The organism is Peribacillus acanthi (assembly GCF_003073175.1).
Taxonomy (GTDB): domain Bacteria; phylum Bacillota; class Bacilli; order Bacillales; family DSM-1321; genus Bacillus_BN; species Bacillus_BN acanthi.
Genome location: NZ_QBBX01000008.1, coordinates 26,043 through 44,305 on the forward strand (window position 1 = coordinate 26,043; position 18,263 = coordinate 44,305).

Consider the following 18,263-nt stretch of genomic DNA (forward strand, 5'->3'; position numbering starts at 1 on the left):
TTATCTCATTAGAAATTATTCAACAAAACATACAAGGAATTTCTAAGAATGATAGGGAATATAAATGAAAAAAGAGAGAGAGTTTTGGGATGGGAGTGTGAAGATGAGGAAGATAAACTATGGTGCTGCAGTAATGTCTCTTTTATTACTTGCAGGTTGTCAAGGATCGATACATATTGGAATGAATTTAGAACAAAAAAATATTCAATTGCAACGTAAAGAAGTGCACACCCTAATTAGCAATAATTCAACTACAAATCAAGTGCAGATCAAACCGTGGAAACCAATTTCTGCATCCCCACTGCCAAGCAGTAAAAAAGTCTCCTATTCATTTAGTAACTCTAGTAAAGCTTTCACAAAACCGTTTCCAGAACAATATCAATCTGTAGAAGGAATTCTTACATTCCGTGGAAATGGAATGCGAGACACTGCTTCCATGGGAAAAGCCATCATTAAGCAGAATAAGCTTGTGAAACAGTGGGAACTGAAAACGTCCCTTTCAAAAAATTGGGGTGGCGGCGCTGGTTGGACCGGACAAGCTAGTGTGATTCAGTGGAATGACCGGGAAAAGAACATTATGAATTTGTTCCCGGCTTATAAGAAGAAGGTTGGCCTAAAAGAAATAATCTATGCATCACTGGATGGAATGGTGTATTTCTTGGATTCGGATTCTGGAAAACAAACAAGAAATCCGATATCTATCGGCAATCCAATTAAAGGGAGTGTGGCATTAGATCCAAGAGGCTATCCTCTGCTGTATGTTGGACAAGGTATCCCTGAGGTAGGGAAAATTGGATATCGTATTTATAGTTTAATAGACGGGAAATTATTGGCCTTCATTCCTGGTATCGATTCATTTGCATATAGGAAGTGGGGAGCGTTTGACAGTGCCCCAATCATTAATCGTGAAGATGACTCGATGTTGTTAGCTGGAGAAAACGGACTAGTCTATTTTATCAAGCTACGAACGAAATATGATCCTGCTGCAAAGAAAATCAACGTTGCCCCGATTATTTCCAAATACAGATACAAACAGCAAAAGAACCACTATCAGGGAATTGAGAACAGTATGGCAGTCTATAAAAATCTCGCCTTTTTCTCTGATAATAATGGGGGAATTCAGGCTCTTGACATTATCTCCAAAAGATTGGTTTGGGCAAATGACCCTTACGATGATACAGATGCTTCACTCGTAATTGAAGCAGTCGAAGAGATTCCCTATATTTACACAGGTTCTGAAATTGACAAGCAAGGAACAAAAGGAACTGCCCGCATTCAAAAAATAAACGGTTTGAATGGAAAAGTTGTGTGGGAACATAAAATACCAGGATTCTCATTAAAGGGTGAAAGACCTGTAAATGGCGGGGTACTTGGCACACCTGTTTTGGGGAAAGGACCACTAGCAGGACAGATAATCTTTAACATCTCTCGCTACAAAACGTTCAATGGTGGATTACTCATAAGTTTTGATACAAAGACTGGAAAAGAAAAATGGAGGCTCCCGCTAACCAATTATGCTTGGTCATCTACCGTCCCTATTTACACGACCGACAATAAAGCTTATCTCATTCAAGGGGATTCAGTTGGCAATCTTTTTCTTATTAATGGACAAGGTAAGATTATGTCTAAAATCAATGTAGGTGCCAATATTGAAGCATCACCAATTGTAGTGAATCAGCAAGTCGTGGTAGCAACAAGAGGCGGGAAAATCATCAGCGTGAAGATTCATTGATTCGACTTTACTTGCTAAATCCGTTTAACTTGAAGAAAAAGAGGTGAAAGGATGAATATGAAAAAATGGATTGACCGATTATCAGCCAGACAGCCCGGTATTTTAGGTGGCGATCGATTTTCGAAATATGCTGTCCTATTGCCACTGATTGAAAAAGAAGATGGGGTACATGTGTTATTTGAAATACGGTCCCTTCAACTAAGAAGACAACCTGGCGAAATTTGTTTTCCAGGCGGAAGAATAGATGCAATCGATGCTAACCCGAGTGAAACTGCAATTAGAGAAACATCAGAAGAATTAGGGATAGCTCAGGAATTAATTCATTCCGTACAACCGTTAGATTATATGGTATCGCCTTTTGGAACAATCATTTATCCGTTTGTTGGCATCATATCAAAGCCAGATGAAATAAAGCCTAATCCGAATGAGGTTGGTGAAATCTTCACGGTGCCCCTTGATTATTTTGAGGATCATAAACCAAATGTGTACAAAATGCATTTTCAAATAAAACCAGAAGAGCATTTTCCTTTCCACCTCATTGCAGGTGGGGAAAATTACAATTGGCAAGTAAGGAAAATGGATGAGTACTTTTATCATTTTGAGGATAAAGTGATTTGGGGATTGACTGCGAGGGTTCTATATCATTTCCTAGAAGTAATGAATGAATATAAATGAAATAAAAAACTAATGAAAGCTGCGACTAATATCAGTCGTGGCTTTTTTAAATTTCGGAAAACGATGTGGCCATATTTTTGCAAGACCATCGTTAGGGCTATCCATGGTCCATCAATTGAGTAATAGTACAAAAAAGAACAAATGGTAAAATAGGCCCTTGAAATGTAGGGTTTGAGAGAAATTTGAGAGTGCCTACTGATAATCTGAAAATAACCATAATTATTTGAATAAAACCTAACACAATACATGCCTAAATAATGGAATATTATAGGTGATTTTGTTCTCGTAAAAAAGAATTATGTGCAAACGGTATGTTAAATGTTCAGCTTTTTTGGCATTGGGTACATTTACCTATTATTCTAATAATATATTATAAAGAATTGCTGTCAAATAATAATGAATATGGTGAGTGTATGAAGGTACTTATAACAGGCGGAGCTGGTTTTATTGGTTCATTTATTGTCGAAGAAGTGTTAAAAAGAAATTGGCAGCCAATTGTTGTAGACAATTTCAGTGCGGGTAATCCTGGTTTTATTAGTGTGGGTATCCCAATCTACAACGTGGATATACGGTCATCGTCTTTGGAACAGGTTTTCCAGGATCATAAACCTTCGATAGTTATTCACCAAGCTGCACAAGTATCTGTAGGTCAATCCAAAAATGATCCTTTGAATGACTGTCAGATTAATATAAATGGAACATTAAACCTTCTTAACCTGTGTGTGAAATATCAGGTTAGAAAATTTATTTTCGCTTCATCTGCAGCAGTCTACGGTGAATCTATAACGGTACCGATTAGTGAGGAAAGTGCACAAAAACCGATATCATTTTATGGTCTATCCAAGTATTCGGCTGAACAATATATTCAACTTTTTCATCAGAATTTTGGATTATCCTATACCATTCTTCGTTATAGCAATGTGTTTGGAATGCGGCAGAAACAATCGGGTGAAGCAGGAGTCATCAGTATATTTGTCAACCGAATGATTAGAAAGCAGCCTATTCATGTATTTGGGAATGGCAACCAAACGCGTGACTTTGTTTTTGTCCGAGATGTTGCTAAAGCAAATGTTCTAGCGATGACATCTGGAGATCAAGAAATTTTAAATATCTGTACGAATCAGCCCATTTCAATAAACGAGTTGATTTCCCAGTTGCAACAATTTGCCGACTATCCTCTCGTAGTCCACTATAAGGATCGTCGAGTTGGTGATATCGAAACTAGCTATCTATCTTTTAATCGAGCACAAAACTTACTTAATTGGAGACCAGAAACGAGTTTCGAGATAGGCCTTAAGGAAACCGTTGAATATTTTTCCAAGGAATTAGAAGCGGAAACTAGGTAATAGGTTCATAGAAAGAAAAGCACACATCTTGAAGGCAAGGTGAAACGATGAAACAAGTCCAATTTTATCATTATGAAGCATTTACGAAAGAACCCTATAAAGGAAATCCGGCAGGTCTTGTATTAGAGGCGGAAACATTATTGGATGAGGAGATGCTGAGTATAGCAAAAGCTGCAGGGTTTACGGAAACATCCTTTCTTCTTCCTTCTCAAATTGCAGATGTGAGGATTCGTTATTTCACGCCTGGGTATGAGATGGATTTATGTGGCCACGCAACCATTGCGACCATTTTCGCTTTAAAAACGAAAGGGCTTCTAAATAAAACTGAATTAACAATTGAAACAAAAGCTGGTGTTCTACCTATTAGGATTGATGAATTGGATAACGGGGATTTAACGGTAACAATGAGACAAGCAGCTCCCTTATTTAAGTCATTTGAAGGCTCTACAAAGGAGCTGGCAAGTCTACTCTCTATCCCTGAAGAAGCTATCGATACTGATCTTCCTATTCTTTATGGAAGTACGGGTGTATGGACCCTACTCATCCCGATAAGAAGCTTGGATGCATTCAAAAGCATGAATCCATTAACACATCTTTTTCCACAAGTATTAAAAGAAATGCCGAGAGCTTCTCTTCATCCGTTCAGTTTAGAGGTGATCGATGAGAGCGCGGATATGCATGCTAGGCATTTCTCCTCACCCTTTGCTGGTACGGTGGAAGATCCAGTTACTGGGACAGCATCTGGTGTGATGGGGGCATATTATGCCACCTTTCTTCAACCAAATTTTGATCAATCTTTAAAGCTCACAGTGGAACAAGGCATGGAAATGGGACGCAATGGGAGAGTACATGTGCAGGTTACACGTAAGGAAAAGGGTTTGGAGATTGAAATATCGGGGACGGCTGTGTTTGTCGAAGAATACATATTAGAATACTGATAAAAAAGTGCTCGAGGCGTGATAATTACACTCCGAATTGAGCACTTTTTTTAATCTTAGGCGTTTTACAGAGCAACTAATTCGTTTAGCTTAGCCATGCTATTGGATATGAGTGCTCCTAGAGATAAATTGATGATTAGATTAATAATGGGAGGGATGGCACCGGCCCCACCAATCATATCAAAAGCAAGGATGGCAGCTAACGCGGTATTGCAAAGTGAGACCTGGAACATGACAGCTTTTGTATCTTCATCTGATAAAGACAAATACTTGGATAGATAATAGGCAATAACCATAGGAATCAAGATTTGCAGGAATGAAACGAAAATCATTTTTCCTAACAATAACCATTCTTCTTGGAAATGGTATTTTCCATCTCCGACAAGGGTATGAATCACTAAAAGTAGGGACAAGGAGGAGCCACTTTTAATGATGATAGGAGATGTCTGAGTAACTTGTGGAAATATTCTTTGTGTCATTAATCCAAGGAAAAGGGGACCGATGACAATAAGAAAAAATGACTGTAATAAATTCCAGAAAGAAATCGTCACTTGATGATCTGCTAATCCTAACATGGCTAATGGGGTGATAATTGGACTGATGGCGACATCAAGAAGAGAAGCGGCAATGACCAATGATGCATTTCCTCCTGCCACAAAGGTATACAGTGTTGCTGCCGTTGCACTAGGTACAGTACCCGATAAGATGGTACCAGCAGCTATTTCAGGTTGATTAGAATAAAATGAATAGGCCAATATTATCGAAATTAGGACAGTTACAGACCATTTCAATAAGGTAACAATCAGCAATTCCTTCTTTTTGTATCGAATAGAACGTAAAGAGTCAACGTTCATGGTTAAGCCTGTTAAAAAAATGACCATTCCTAAGAATAATCTCGGCACCCAAGAGGGTACTTGAAGGTAGAAAGGGGAATAGTAAGTCAGTATGCTGACCATGACGATTAGGAGCCAAAGCTTGGTTGAAAGGATATGCACTAGAAATCTTATCATTATTCTTACTCCTTGTTCATGGCATTATCTTCTATTATTCTGAATTACCCTATTTTATTCAAGAAAAAAGTTTAAGAGAAAAGGGGAGAGTTAGATGGAACAAAAATCGGTACGTGCTGTCATCGTGTTAGGAGTGAATAAAGGTTACGGTGAAAATATAGAGAAAAATCCACTATTAAAAGCATCGACTGGATGGCAGAGGATTGCCGCTCAAGTATATAAGGAATCAGGAATTTATATATCTGCAATTGCGAATGAAAGTAAGGCTATCTACCATACCGAATGGGACTGTCCAGTGGGAGGGGAAGATACTGTTACATTCACTACTAGTGCTAATCGTGAATATGTAAACAGTTTAGAGGCTTGGAAGGACGCGGTGCTTACCGTGACGAAAAGATTAAAGGAGGAGTTTGAGCAATACACCGTCACGGTGGAATTTGAGTCTATCACACTTGTATATTTAGATTAATCAAAACATGGTGACTCAAAATTAAGAGTGAGTCACCATTTACTAGTATTAATCTTCTCTTGTGGCATCTTCAGATATCACACGAAGTTCTTGATAGAAAAAATCATGATTATGATTTTGATTTTGATGCTCTTGTTTGTCAGATGATTTATTATCATAGCGATTAATGATTTCTTTTAATTCACCCTCATCACCCTTGGCATTGATGATTTCAAAAATCTCCATGAGTCCATCTACAGATTGATCTTGGTCTTTAGGCCCCTTCATGATATCCCTCCTCAATTATTAGGATATTCATATCCTTTCCTAAAAAACTTATATTACCCATTTTATAAGAAGGGTTTTGCTAAGGAGCTTGTCGAATTATAATGCTTGAGTTAGGTAGTGAAATTAAAATAATCATTCAACAAACACTTCGCTAACAACCTTAATAAAAATTAGGAGAATGTATATATGGAAAAACAGCAATATATTTATACGTTGAAATTAATCCCGCAATTGCTTGAAGAGAGTAATTGGACTGAACGAGAAAATAAAATAGTTTCTGACCATTTCTTAGCGCTAAAAAAACTGTTAGAAGAAGACAAATTGATTATGGCTGGCCGAACATTGCAAATGGATGAAAAAACATTTGGAATAGTGGTGCTGAATACAGAATCTGAGGAAGAAGCAAGACAGTACATGGAGAATGACCCTGCGGTTAAAGAAGGTATAATGACTGCAGAGCTCTTTCCATATAAGGTTGCATTATACAATAAGAAGTTTGGTGAATAAGGGGAACTCTTTTGACTTAACGTGTATAATAGTAAATTGATAATGTCCTACAATAAGGTCTCTCCAAATAGAGTGTTGTTTTAAGTCTATAAAGTTTGTACGTTATTTGATATCACACCCAAGAGCGAAAACGTCTCGAAATAACTTATAGAAAATAAAGGGGGATTCGAACATGAGACCATTACAAATATCTGCAGAAACTGCTCAAAAGCTATCCAAGTCATTAAACATACCCATCGAACAGATTATGCATATGCCACAACATATTTTACTGGCTAAAATGGCAGAACTTCAAAAAAACGAGACAAATCAAAAATAGGGTATACTAGGATGAGGAGACTAATGATAGTCCCTCATCATTATTTTTGTTAAGGAAATTATTTAATCTTATACGAATTGTCCACGTCTAGCTACGACGCAAAAGGCGTAGTGAAGACAAAGCCACTTGCGCTTTTGTTCTTATCTTAAAAAGAAAGTAGGATTATTTTGAATCCATTTGAACAATTAGGAATATCAAAAACATGGAGTGACATGTTGATTAAACAAGGAATTAAAGAACCGACGGATATCCAGAAACGCTCTATACCAGTAGTGTTGGATGGTCAAGATTTAATAGCCCAGGCAAAAACTGGTACCGGCAAGACGTTTGCTTTTTTGCTTCCAATTTTAGAAAAAATCGATCGGGATGCGCATTACATACAAGCCCTCATTATCACCCCAACACGTGAACTTGCTATACAGGTAACAGAAGAGCTGAATAAGCTTATCCAAAATGTAGACCCAGCTATCCACGCTTTAGCCGTTTATGGTGGACAAGATGTGGAAAAACAATTAAAAGCATTGAAGGGTGAAATCCATATCGTAGTGGGTACTCCGGGTCGACTTCTAGATCATATCCGAAGAGAAACTATTTCACTTCATAAAGTGGATTTACTTGTTCTTGATGAATGTGATCAAATGCTCCATATTGGCTTCTTAGACGAAGTGGAAACCATCATGAGAGAGACGCCTTTTACTAGGCAAACCGCGTTGTTCTCTGCTACCATTTCAAAAGATGTGCGTAAGCTTGCGAAAAAATACCTGAAAAATCCGCAGCACATTTCCGTCCATGAAAAGGAAATAACGGTGAAGGAAATAAGGCAGTTGATTGTAGAAACAACAGACAGAAGTAAACAAGGAGCCCTTATAGAGATATTGAATGAAGCACAGCCATTCATGGGTATCGTTTTCTGCCGGACTATACGAAGAGTTAGTAAGCTGTTTCAAGAATTACGTCAAAAAGGTTTAAATGTAGATGAATTACATGGTGACCTTTCTCAGGCAAAAAGAGAAGCTGTCATGAAGAGATTCCGCAATGCTGAAATTCAACTCTTGATTGCGACGGACGTGGCAGCAAGAGGTTTAGATATTGAAGGAGTTACCCATATATATAATTACGATATCCCTGAAGATGTCGAAAGCTATGTTCACCGAATTGGTAGAACAGGCAGGGCTGGAAAGGATGGCATGGCGATAACCTTTGTATCTGGGAAAGACCGACAACTCTTAGAAACGATTGAACAAAAATTAGGGTTTGCGATTGAAAAAAGACAAATAATTGTTGAACCTACTCATAATCCTAGTGGATCCAAAAAAGAAAAGCCACTCTCTGCAAAGGAAAAAAGAGAGGAAAACATCGCTAAAAATAAAGGTCGCTTTAGATCTGGCGCTTCTTCTGGAAGACGAAAGAGTGAGGGTGGAGGAAGAGACCACTCAGCTACATCCCAGAGGAATAGTTCTAGTCAACGTAGACAGCAGCAATCATCAAGGACGAAAGGGAAATAACGACTTTCTAAAACAATCTCAATCTGAGGTTGTTTTTTTTATGCTTGCGAATAGTTTATCGTGTTCCTATTCAAATTTTAAAAAAATTTAAAAATTGGGGTTCACATTTTACAAGGAAGGTTATATACTGTATTATAACAGAAAAGAGATAACCTAAACTGTAATATAAAAGGAGGAAATACAAATGAAAAGATCGGTCGAATTTTATCAAAGTATTCCACAAAAGAGCTGCTGTGAGTGCGGGGAAAAAATTTATGAGCAAGCGGAATCATACTTAATGGAGTGCGATCGTTGCCTTTCTAAGCGGGAAGAATAGAAAAAGGACCACACATTTCAATATTGAAAATGTGTGGTCCTTTTTTATTTAGTCCGCTAATCTACTGATGTATAACTTTCTAAACTCCCATACGTCTTCGTTGGTTGTTTGTTTTTTTCGTTTGCTGGCTAGTAAGTTTTTTTGTATCGGTGCTTCCGGTTAAGGATGCTCCACCGCTACCGGCTTGCTTTTTTTGAGCTAGCTTTTGTTTAATGGCATCTTGCAAACTTAATTTCTTTGGGGCCTGTGATTCGTTATGCTCACTCATAGTCCTAACGCTCCTTTTTTGTTTGTGATACTAGTATAAAGGAGAAAGAAAAAATTAGAAAGGTCAAACCATGAAAGTAAATTTCAGCGTTTCTCTTTGAAAAATTTATTTAAATTCAGAATATTATGTAATTATTTTTTAACTTGTACATATTACATTTAGTAGGAGTAGTAAATAAACCTAGAAATGGAGGGGGCGCGTAAATTTGAAAGCGGTTGCATAAAAAATAAGGGGGATTATAAATGCTGAGTATGATTGGACTTATTGGTGGATTATTTTTACTCATCTATTTAACCATGCGTGGTATGAACTTATTAATTGTGGGGCCACTATCCGCACTTGTTGTTGCCTTGTTTAGCGGATTGCCATTATTTCCTCAGTTAGTAGGTGAGGGTGAAGCGAATTTAGTAAGTAACTACATGAGTGGGTTTTCTGGATTCGTAACTGCCTGGTATTTAATGTTCCTATTAGGAGCTATATTTGGGAAAGTAATGGAAGACAGTGGAGCAGCGGACAGTGTATCCCAATATATTGTCAAAAAGTTTGGAATGAAATATGCCGTGTTGGCGATTGTGGCTGCGTGTGCTATCTTGACCTATGGTGGAGTAAGTTTGTTCGTTGTAGCATTCTCGGTATATCCGATGGCACTAAGTTTGTTTAAGGAGGCAAATCTTCCTAGACGATTCATTCCTGCTGCTTTGGCATTCGGTTCCGTTACATTCACGATGACATCAGCAGGATCTCCAGAAATCCAAAACTGGATTCCAATCAGTTTCTTAAATACATCGCCATACGCAGGCTGGGAAGTCAGCTTAATTGTTGCGGTGTTCATGGCTGTTTTTGGCTATTGGTGGTTAAAGCGGATGATTACAAAAGCAGTTCAGAAAGGTGAGAAATTCGTTAGTCGTGATAACGATCCTGCAGCCTTAAATCGTGCTCTTCCTAATCCGATGATGGCTGCTATTCCATTAATCGTGGTGCTTATCATTTCATTTGTATTCCATGATTCTTTAAAACAATCTGCCCTAATTGTTGCGTTACTAAGCGGAGTCATTGCAACCTATGTGTTAAATCGCAAATATTTCACGAATTTCTGGGGTGCTGTTTCAGAAGGAACATTAGGAGCTTTAATTGCAATTGGTAATACAGCGGCAGTAGTAGGTTTTGGAGGAGTTGCCAAAGCAGTTCCTGCCTTCACTCAAGCAGTAGAATTTATGACAAACATTCCTGGTAGTCCATTAATTGGAAGCGCCATTGCAGTTAGCGTAATTGCAGGTATGACTGGTTCGGCGTCTGGAGGCCAAGCAATTGCATTGCCGCTTATTGCCCCTCATTATATGGACATGGGTGTTAATGCTGAGGCACTTCACAGGGTAGTATCGATATCTTCTGGCGCATTAGATTCACTTCCTCATAATGGTTATGTTGTAACAACAATCAGAGCTGTATGTGGAGAATCCCATCAAGATGCTTACAATGCAGTAGGTGCGTTAACGGTTATTGTACCAGCCATCGGTGTTGTACTGGCGATTGTTTTATTCTCTCTAGGTTTAGGTATTTAAGAAAGGTATGGTATCTGGTAAAGAAGGCAATCTATATCACTTTAGCTACGAGGAGGTTGATTTTCCTCATTATAGCAGGGGATAAGAGGAAGTTTATGATAAGAACTTGATAGAGTAAGAATAAGTAAGGATCAAAGGGTGATTCGAAAGTCTAGATTCAAGACTTTTGGTTCACCCTTTTCTATTTGTCATCCATCTAAACATGCATATTCTCTATTAGCAGTTGACACAATAAATAATAAATGGATTGGTAACCTGATTGACGGATGTTTATCTACGGAACAGAAAAGGGGGGATTATCGTGAACTTCAAACGTCGTCTAAATAAATTAAAGGACAAAGGTAAGATAGGGAATTTAGAAAACTGTAGAACATTCGATGATTTAATTCCTACGCTTCGGATGTCAGATGATTTATTAGAAGAGGTCATCACGAGGAACCCTCATTTAAAAATCTATTATTTTAAATCTCTTGTAGATGGAAATTCGATTCATCGTGATATTTTACCGTATATCAATGATTTTAAAGACCTTCAAGAATTAGAGGATAGTATTCCAGTAACAGATTGTCTAATATCTGCGACTCCAACAGAGATTTTTTCAAGATTATTGGCAGGTAATATTGCCTTTCGGTTAGAAAATGAAAACAAAATTTTATTGATTAATGCTTCAACTCAAGAAAAGAGGGCAATTGGTTCTCCAGAAGTTGAGTTCAGTGTGGTTGGGCCACAGGAATCATTTGTTGAGAATATTACTACCAATTTAAATCTGATTCGTAAACGTTTGCCTAGGTATGATTTCATGGTGAAGGAATTTACCATAGGTACCGTAACGAAAACGAAGGTAGTTGTCGCCTATCTCGAGGACATCGCTAGTGATCAAAATGTTCAGACGGTTATGCAAAGACTCGAGAATATTGATTATGACGAGATTATCGATGTCAATTACATCAATCAGCTTATACAAGACCAACCGATGTCGATATTTCCACAACTCATCAATACCGAAAGACCAGATCGTGTCGTGGCTGCTTTAACTGAAGGTAAAGTAGTGATTATGTCTGATGGGTCTCCGCACGGGTTGATTGCACCTGTTACTTTTACTGAATTCTTCTTTACAATCGAAGATTACAATTTGAACTGGATAACTTCTTCTGCTATTCGAATTGTCCGTTTCATTGCTATTTTCTTTTCTATGTTTGCAACACCTACTTATGTAGCTGTCTTGACTTATCATTATGAAATTATCCCGAAGGACTTATTGCAGGCTTTGATTTCCTCTCGCAGTGCAATCCCATTTCCTCCGATTATCGAAGCAGTCATCCTTGAGCTAGCAATTGAGCTACTACGTGAGGCGGGTGCCCGACTGCCAACCAAAGTAGGCCAAACGCTAGGTATTGTAGGCGGGATTGTTATTGGACAGGCATCAGTTGAAGCAGGTCTCACTAGTAATATCCTTCTAATTATTGTTGCAATGGCAGCGTTGGCTTCGTTTACAACACCTATATATAAAATGGGTAATACCATTCGGATTATAAGGTTTCCTATTTTAGTGATGGCTCAACTACTTGGTTTGGTTGGTATTTTGCTTTTCTTTACACAGCTCTTAATCCATTTACTTCGATTAAGTTCGTTAGGAAACCCATTTATGGAACCAATCTTTCCTCCAAGGTTGGCCGATATGAAGGATTTCTTTATTAGATTACCACTGAAATTTAACAGAAATAGGCCTGCCCATTTAAGAACGAAACAACCAAAACGATTTGGAAATATTCATAAAAAGCCAGTTCCAAGCGCAAATAATGATTTTTATGATGAACCATAAAAAAGGGGGAATGTCGATTGGAAAATAAAATGAAAGCCTATCAGATCTCCCCTTTTATCGTTTTCTTCATGGTTTCTTCAGCGCAGGTGGGTGTTGGGATTCTTGGATTTGAACGGGTCATTGCAAAAGTTGCAGGCTACAATGGATGGATGAGTGTGATATGGGCGGGCATTTTAGTACATGTAATTATCTATTTCATTTATCGAATGTTTAAGGATGACGATTCCATGGATTTGAAAAAAATCCAGGATGAAACGTTTGGTAAATGGATAGGCGGAGCTTTCAATTTACTATTTGCTTTATATTTTGCATTTTCAGGATTTACAATATTACGAACATATTTAGAGGTCATTCAAGTCTGGATGTTCCCGAAAATCCATCCATGGTTTGCTTATTTATTATTTGCATTTCCTATTTATCGAGCCGTATCAGGGGGATTCAGAGTGGTTGCAGGAATGTGCTTTTTCGGTTTTGTCTTACCGTATTGGCTCTTTTTTACGATTATTATTCCATTAAAATATGGTGATTGGACGAACCTTCTTCCATTACTCAATCATCCAATAAAGGATTTATGGGAAGGCACTAAGGCAATGTCATTAACCTATGTTGGCTATGAAACATTACTAGTGTACTACCCATATATTAGAAATCCTAAAAAATCGCACAAATACGCTCAGTGGAGTGCATTACACACGATGATACTTTACCTATTGACCTGTATAGCAACCTTTGTTTTTTTTAGTGCTGAACAATTACAATCGACCGTTTGGGCACATTTATCGATGACAAAAATTATCCAATTTAGCTTTATCCAACGCTTTGAGTATATTAAGGTCTCATGGTGGATTTTAGTGGTAATTCCTAATATCATGCTCCTTCTCTGGTGTGCATCAAAGCTGGTCAAGCATACTTTGAAGGTGAACCAGCGATATCCGACATGGTTTTTTATGGGGGTATATTTTCTGTGTATGTTCGTAGTGGATGACCGAGGCAAAATTGATATGTTGAATAATTATAATGGTAAGGTAGGCTTTTGGATTGTTTATGTCTATATTCCTGTCCTATTTTTAATAAGAATGACTATGAGTAAGGTAAAGGGGAAGAACAAGCATGAAATACATCAAGCCTAGTCTTATTCTTCTCGTTGTCAGCGTCCTGTTGGTGGGGTGTGGGACTGAAAATCAAATATTGGATGATGTTGATATTGTTCAAGGAATCTCTTATGAATATATCAAAAAGAAAGGAAAAGAAGAGCTTTTAGAAGGAACTGCATTGATTCCAGTCTTTTCTGAAGGCAACACAGGGGAATTCAATACTCAAACGGCAAGGTCCGTAACTGGCGCTTCGTTTATAGCTAAAACGTCCATGAAAACACCGAGACCACTCGTTTTAGGTCAATTGAGAATTGCATTATTTGGAGAAGAATATTCAAAAAAAGGAATAGAAGACACCGTTGATACTCTTTATCGTAACCATGAGCTAGGTACATTACTACGCATGGCAGTTACTGAACAAGATCCAAAAGATTATTTAAACATGAAATATAATGCAAATGAAAACCCTGCTGTTTATTTATCCACACTAATCGATCAGAATATTAAATATGAAACGGTTCCACAAACCAATCTTCATTTGTTTTACAATTATTATTTGCAAAAAGGAAGAGATCCTTATTTACCTCATTTAAAAAAGGAGTTAGGAACAGTTTCCATTGATGGTGTAGCCCTATTTAGAGAAGATAAATATATAAAAAAATTACCTTTGAAACAAATGTTTATATTCAAAATGCTTTTAGATGATTATAGGAATGGTGCTTATGAATTTGAGATAGCTAAAAATGGTAAGTATGCATCTATCGAGAATATATCCTCTAAAAGCAAGGTCTTTTACAAAGGGCCTAAGGAAAGCCCAACATTACATATCAAACTGAAAGTCGAAGGCCAAATTATTGAATATCCTGAAAATCAAAACCTTCAGATTCCTAAAGAAATAGATAAAGTGGAAAAATACATTGAAAATCAGTTAGAAAAAGAGACGGTTAAGATTATCGATTTTTTAAGAATGGATAGTATTGATTCTATCGGACTGGAGAAGCGATATTTTCTCTATAATCAAAAATATAAACGTAAGGAATGGAAACAGTTATATAAAGATATGCCTATCAAAGTTAAGGCAGATGTTCATATCGTTCAGTCAGGTGTTGCGGAATAAAAAGGTCGGATAAGGAGTGTACATGCACACTTCCTTTCCGGCCTTTTATTTTCACAGCTTTTAAGTATAAATTGGAAAAAAAGAAGTAAGCCAACGTAATAGCCAATTTTAGGAATAAAGTATAAATGCAACTAAGTTTTCTAATAAAATGGCTGTTAACAATGGTATGGAATGATTTTGTTGACGGAAATATTTAGGTGATGGATAATTTTAACTGATGAATAAATAGAAAAAATGTTGAATGATGGGGGAGTTTCAATGAAATCGGCACTGGTTCTTGGTGGCACTCAATTTGTAGGGAAACGTCTTGTAGAATTAATGATTCATGAAGGTATGAATGTCACGATTGCAACAAGAGGGAATAATCCTGACCCGTTTGGCGATCAAGTTGAAAGAATTAAGCTAGATCGTGAAGATGGTGGTACAGTAGCAAATGCGTTGGTAGGAAAGAAATGGGACTATGTATTTGACCATAGCTGCTATTCACCTTTAGAAGCAAAGCAAAGTTTGGAAGCATTGAAAGGGAGTATTTCTAAATATATCTTTATTTCAACTGTAGCAGTCTATGATTTTGGTAGTGACTGGGTTGAAGAGAATTTTAATCCATATACATATTCAATTGAGTTGAAAGGACGTAGAGAATACCCAGGTATAGAAGGGTATAAAGAAGCAAAACGGGTGTCAGAGGCAGTTCTATATAAATATAGTGATGTACCCGTAGCGACTGTCCGTTTCCCTTATATTGTAGGTACAGATGATTATACAAACAGATTTCAATTTCATGTAGATGCTATTAAAGAAGGAAAAGAAGTTGGTGTGTCTAATAAAGGCGCTAAATTTGGATTTATAGATTCTGGGGATGCTGCTCGCTTCTTACTAGCATTAGCAAAAAGCGATGTCAGTGGACCAATAAATGCAGGGTCTGCCGGAGATATTTCCATGAATGACTATCTAGAGACAATCAGCAGAATTGTAGGTAAGCCTGTTCAGTATTCATCGGATCCTTCACACAATCGTTCACCTTATGATTTAGGTCAATCATTATCACAAAAAGTAGATTATGCACTTAGCAAAGGATTTAAATTTAAGGATATGAATGAACTAATCAAAGAATTAATTCATCATTATAATAAGTAGAGTATTGAAAACACGCACACTTCTGCGTGTTTTTTTAATAAAACAACATTGTTAATAATCGATAAAATCCCGCTCCTTTTCCGCGTTTGGTCAGGCTTATTTAGATTGTTGTTTTTATATTATAGATGCTTTTTAATTTAAATATTGTTATAAGTCTGAGTTGATTGGAGCGGAGGGCACTTGACTCCTGCGGGAAATAGAGGGAAGTGGGAGACCACACAGGCGGTAACGCCGAGGAGGCTCCCACCCTCCCCGCGGAAAGCAAGTGCTCGGAGAGGAAATCAACGGACAAACTTTAAAGTTTACAAAAACAGCTTTATTAAAAAATCAATATTAAACTACTACATAACTTATTAGAATTATTCTAGTAAAATATTACCCTAATTATGAGCGTGAATTAAGAGGATTTCTGAACGGGGTATTTTATCCTAAATCATAATAATTAAAAAGAATATTTCGACTTTATGTAACAAATATCACATTTAATGCTATAATTTTCTATAATTCTACATAACTTTAAGTCTTTTTACCCTCAAAAAACCACTGAAAAAGAAGTATGATTGAAAAAACAGTCGATTCATAGATTTATCCATCTAAGAAAATAAAATAAACGAGGTGAGGCAACATGAGGAAAAAGTCGTATTCAGGATTGATTGCACTCATGATGATATTCACAGTTTTTTTTCAATATCATCCAAGCGCGTCACATGCTGCTATAAGCTCTTCGGCAGTTGTTAAGGCGGATATCTTAAATGTCCGATCTTCTCCAAATTCTAAAGCATCGATTGTCGCAAAACTGAAACAAAATCAAAAAGTAGAAGTCGTATCTAAATCAAGCAGTTGGTCGCAAATTCAGTTTAATAAGAAAAAAGGTTGGGTAGCTTCCCAATACTTAAAGGCTAATGAGCAGGTAGGATACATAACAGCTACATCGCTAAATATCAGAAGCCAAGCTTCGGATAAAGGTAAATTAATTGGCAGTGTGAAAAAGAATGCTAAAGTTACCATACTTTCAACTAGCGGTACATGGTTTTACATACAAACAGAAAGTAAGATAAAAGGCTGGGTCGCTAAAAAATATGTGACAACTACTCCGCCAAAAAGTACTAGTACCAATCCTCCTGTGACAAAACCTCCAGTAGTGATTACAAAAACCTTATATGTTAAGGCAAGCTCGTTGAATGTAAGAAGCGAGCCTTCGATGAACGGGAAGATTCTAGGTAAACTGCTTACAAATGAAGAGGTACTTGCTGGTGAAGTAAAAGGTAGTTGGACAAAGGTTACAAAAGATGCACTGACAGGATGGGTAGCATCCCAATACTTAACAGATGAAAAGCTCGGTGGTGACATTGAAGAACCTAAACCTGAAAAACCTGAGGAAGAAACTGACACAACAGTCGATGAAATGGTTGTTTTAACGGATAACGCAAATATTCGTACAGGACCAGGTACAGAATTTCCTCAAGTAATCCTTGGATTAAAAGGAGAGACTTTTAAAAAAGTCGGATCTGAGATTGATTGGTTTAAGATTTTATTAAATGATGGTACTGAGGCATGGGTTGCATCATGGCTAGTTATGCCAGTTATAAGCAAACCTGAAACAGAGGGACTAAAAGGAAAAACGATTGTTTTAGATGCAGGTCATGGTGGGACAGACCCTGGTGCAGTTGGATTACATAATTATGAAAGCATTCTTACCTTATTAACGGTTTCTAAAACGGCTGCTCTGTTAAAAGAAGCAGGTGCGAACGTTGTTTTGACTAGAAGTATTGATAAATATATTTCATTAAAGGCAAGAGTGGATGTTAGTCATAAAGCTAATGCTGATGCTTTTGTAAGTTTTCATTACAATGTTGGGACTAAAACTAGTTCTGGTATTATTAGCTTTTACTACTCTGCAGCTAAGGAAAAAAGATTGGCAGATACGATTCATAAAAGTTTAGTCGCTCATACAGGGATGAAGGACCAAGGCGTTCGCTATGGGAATTTTCATGTCATACGTGAAAATAAAAAACCTGCAGTCTTACTGGAGTTAGGATTCGTTTCCAATCCAAATGAAGAAATTTTGGTAGCAACAGAAGAATATCAAACTAAAGCTGCTCAGGGAGTTTATGAAGGACTAGTATCATATTTTAATAATAAATAAGTGTAAGAGGGCTTCTATAGCATCCCTTATTCC

Annotated in this window: 18 protein-coding genes; 15 read left to right on the forward strand and 3 right to left on the reverse strand. The window is 37.2% G+C overall.

Translation table 11 applies throughout. The features are described 5' to 3' along the window. Positions 1-103 precede the first annotated feature (103 nt). From DBX25_RS09750 to DBX25_RS09765, 4 genes are all read left to right on the forward strand, one after another. Entirely contained in the window at positions 104-1,732 is a 1,629-nt protein-coding gene (locus tag DBX25_RS09750) for a PQQ-binding-like beta-propeller repeat protein (protein ID WP_157950932.1), read from the forward strand. A gap of 51 nt (positions 1,733-1,783) precedes the next feature. Further along, positions 1,784-2,407: an NUDIX hydrolase gene (locus tag DBX25_RS09755; protein ID WP_108670608.1), complete on the forward strand. Its 624-nt coding sequence runs from the start codon at positions 1,784-1,786 to the stop codon at positions 2,405-2,407. Between the two features lie 413 nt (positions 2,408-2,820). Then, positions 2,821-3,753, forward strand: a complete 933-nt coding sequence (locus DBX25_RS09760; protein WP_108670759.1) for an NAD-dependent epimerase/dehydratase family protein — start codon at positions 2,821-2,823, stop codon at positions 3,751-3,753. A 47-nt stretch (positions 3,754-3,800) separates the two neighbouring features. After that, on the forward strand, positions 3,801-4,691 hold the full coding sequence (locus DBX25_RS09765; RefSeq protein WP_108670609.1) for a PhzF family phenazine biosynthesis protein: 891 nt from the start codon (positions 3,801-3,803) through the stop codon (positions 4,689-4,691). A gap of 65 nt (positions 4,692-4,756) precedes the next feature. On the opposite strand, the gene DBX25_RS09770 is transcribed toward DBX25_RS09765, so the two are convergent. Beyond that, the gene (locus DBX25_RS09770; protein ID WP_240620235.1) at positions 4,757-5,701 is read right to left on the reverse strand and encodes a bile acid:sodium symporter family protein; all 945 of its coding nucleotides are present in this window, start codon (positions 5,699-5,701) and stop codon (positions 4,757-4,759) included. Positions 5,702-5,795: 94 nt separating this feature from the next. Between DBX25_RS09770 and DBX25_RS09775 the strand changes: the two genes are divergently transcribed. Beyond that, the gene (locus DBX25_RS09775) at positions 5,796-6,170 is read left to right on the forward strand and encodes a hypothetical protein (RefSeq protein WP_108670610.1); all 375 of its coding nucleotides are present in this window, start codon (positions 5,796-5,798) and stop codon (positions 6,168-6,170) included. Between the two features lie 48 nt (positions 6,171-6,218). On the opposite strand, the gene DBX25_RS09780 is transcribed toward DBX25_RS09775, so the two are convergent. Continuing rightward, positions 6,219-6,437: a hypothetical protein gene (locus tag DBX25_RS09780; RefSeq protein WP_108670611.1), complete on the reverse strand. Its 219-nt coding sequence runs from the start codon at positions 6,435-6,437 to the stop codon at positions 6,219-6,221. A gap of 186 nt (positions 6,438-6,623) precedes the next feature. Here DBX25_RS09780 and DBX25_RS09785 point away from each other — a divergent pair, with 186 nt between their 5' ends. From DBX25_RS09785 to yhfH, 4 genes are all read left to right on the forward strand, one after another. Then, the gene (locus DBX25_RS09785; RefSeq protein WP_108670612.1) at positions 6,624-6,944 is read left to right on the forward strand and encodes a YciI family protein; all 321 of its coding nucleotides are present in this window, start codon (positions 6,624-6,626) and stop codon (positions 6,942-6,944) included. A 172-nt stretch (positions 6,945-7,116) separates the two neighbouring features. Beyond that, positions 7,117-7,263, forward strand: coding sequence for a YycC family protein (locus DBX25_RS09790; protein WP_108670613.1), 147 nt, complete (start codon positions 7,117-7,119; stop codon positions 7,261-7,263). A 167-nt stretch (positions 7,264-7,430) separates the two neighbouring features. After that, positions 7,431-8,768 carry a DEAD/DEAH box helicase gene (locus tag DBX25_RS09795; protein ID WP_240620236.1) on the forward strand — a complete coding sequence of 446 codons (1,338 nt, stop codon included), beginning with the start codon at positions 7,431-7,433 and terminating at the stop codon, positions 8,766-8,768. Between the two features lie 184 nt (positions 8,769-8,952). Further along, a complete protein-coding gene (gene yhfH / locus DBX25_RS09800; protein WP_108670614.1) occupies positions 8,953-9,084 on the forward strand; it encodes a protein YhfH in 132 nt (43 codons plus the stop codon). A gap of 79 nt (positions 9,085-9,163) precedes the next feature. On the opposite strand, the gene DBX25_RS09805 is transcribed toward yhfH, so the two are convergent. After that, positions 9,164-9,352, reverse strand: coding sequence for a hypothetical protein (locus DBX25_RS09805; protein WP_108670615.1), 189 nt, complete (start codon positions 9,350-9,352; stop codon positions 9,164-9,166). A 242-nt stretch (positions 9,353-9,594) separates the two neighbouring features. On the opposite strand from DBX25_RS09805, the gene DBX25_RS09810 reads away from it, so the two are divergent. From DBX25_RS09810 to DBX25_RS09835, 6 genes are all read left to right on the forward strand, one after another. Further along, positions 9,595-10,914, forward strand: coding sequence for a GntP family permease (locus tag DBX25_RS09810; protein WP_108670616.1), 1,320 nt, complete (start codon positions 9,595-9,597; stop codon positions 10,912-10,914). Positions 10,915-11,314: 400 nt separating this feature from the next. Further along, positions 11,315-12,736: a spore germination protein gene (locus DBX25_RS09815; protein ID WP_420812943.1), complete on the forward strand. Its 1,422-nt coding sequence runs from the start codon at positions 11,315-11,317 to the stop codon at positions 12,734-12,736. Between the two features lie 17 nt (positions 12,737-12,753). Continuing rightward, a complete protein-coding gene (locus DBX25_RS09820; protein ID WP_108670617.1) occupies positions 12,754-13,866 on the forward strand; it encodes a GerAB/ArcD/ProY family transporter in 1,113 nt (370 codons plus the stop codon). Further along, positions 13,847-14,947 carry a Ger(x)C family spore germination protein gene (locus tag DBX25_RS09825; RefSeq protein ID WP_108670618.1) on the forward strand — a complete coding sequence of 367 codons (1,101 nt, stop codon included), beginning with the start codon at positions 13,847-13,849 and terminating at the stop codon, positions 14,945-14,947. The genes DBX25_RS09820 and DBX25_RS09825 overlap by 20 nt, the downstream gene beginning before the upstream one ends. Before the next feature lie 258 nt (positions 14,948-15,205). Continuing rightward, entirely contained in the window at positions 15,206-16,084 is an 879-nt protein-coding gene (locus tag DBX25_RS09830; protein WP_157950933.1) for an NAD-dependent epimerase/dehydratase family protein, read from the forward strand. A 625-nt stretch (positions 16,085-16,709) separates the two neighbouring features. Beyond that, on the forward strand, positions 16,710-18,230 hold the full coding sequence (locus DBX25_RS09835; protein WP_108670620.1) for an N-acetylmuramoyl-L-alanine amidase family protein: 1,521 nt from the start codon (positions 16,710-16,712) through the stop codon (positions 18,228-18,230). Positions 18,231-18,263: the final 33 nt, after the last annotated feature.

Bases quoted from the DNA above. Each gene is read 5' to 3' on its own strand.
- DBX25_RS09810 (WP_108670616.1), top strand. From the start codon at position 9,595: ATGCTGAGTATGATTGGACTTATTGGTGGATTATTTTTACTCATCTAT.
- DBX25_RS09780 (WP_108670611.1), bottom strand. From the start codon at position 6,437: ATGAAGGGGCCTAAAGACCAAGATCAATCTGTAGATGGACTCATGGAG.
- DBX25_RS09765 (WP_108670609.1), top strand. From the start codon at position 3,801: ATGAAACAAGTCCAATTTTATCATTATGAAGCATTTACGAAAGAACCC.
- DBX25_RS09815 (WP_420812943.1), top strand. From the start codon at position 11,315: ATGTCAGATGATTTATTAGAAGAGGTCATCACGAGGAACCCTCATTTA.
- DBX25_RS09760 (WP_108670759.1), top strand. From the start codon at position 2,821: ATGAAGGTACTTATAACAGGCGGAGCTGGTTTTATTGGTTCATTTATT.
- DBX25_RS09825 (WP_108670618.1), top strand. From the start codon at position 13,847: ATGAAATACATCAAGCCTAGTCTTATTCTTCTCGTTGTCAGCGTCCTG.
- DBX25_RS09790 (WP_108670613.1), top strand. From the start codon at position 7,117: ATGAGACCATTACAAATATCTGCAGAAACTGCTCAAAAGCTATCCAAG.
- DBX25_RS09755 (WP_108670608.1), top strand. From the start codon at position 1,784: ATGAATATGAAAAAATGGATTGACCGATTATCAGCCAGACAGCCCGGT.
- DBX25_RS09830 (WP_157950933.1), top strand. From the start codon at position 15,206: ATGAAATCGGCACTGGTTCTTGGTGGCACTCAATTTGTAGGGAAACGT.
- DBX25_RS09750 (WP_157950932.1), top strand. From the start codon at position 104: ATGAGGAAGATAAACTATGGTGCTGCAGTAATGTCTCTTTTATTACTT.
- DBX25_RS09835 (WP_108670620.1), top strand. From the start codon at position 16,710: ATGAGGAAAAAGTCGTATTCAGGATTGATTGCACTCATGATGATATTC.
- DBX25_RS09785 (WP_108670612.1), top strand. From the start codon at position 6,624: ATGGAAAAACAGCAATATATTTATACGTTGAAATTAATCCCGCAATTG.
- DBX25_RS09805 (WP_108670615.1), bottom strand. From the start codon at position 9,352: ATGAGTGAGCATAACGAATCACAGGCCCCAAAGAAATTAAGTTTGCAA.
- DBX25_RS09770 (WP_240620235.1), bottom strand. From the start codon at position 5,701: ATGATAAGATTTCTAGTGCATATCCTTTCAACCAAGCTTTGGCTCCTA.
- yhfH (WP_108670614.1), top strand. From the start codon at position 8,953: ATGAAAAGATCGGTCGAATTTTATCAAAGTATTCCACAAAAGAGCTGC.
- DBX25_RS09775 (WP_108670610.1), top strand. From the start codon at position 5,796: ATGGAACAAAAATCGGTACGTGCTGTCATCGTGTTAGGAGTGAATAAA.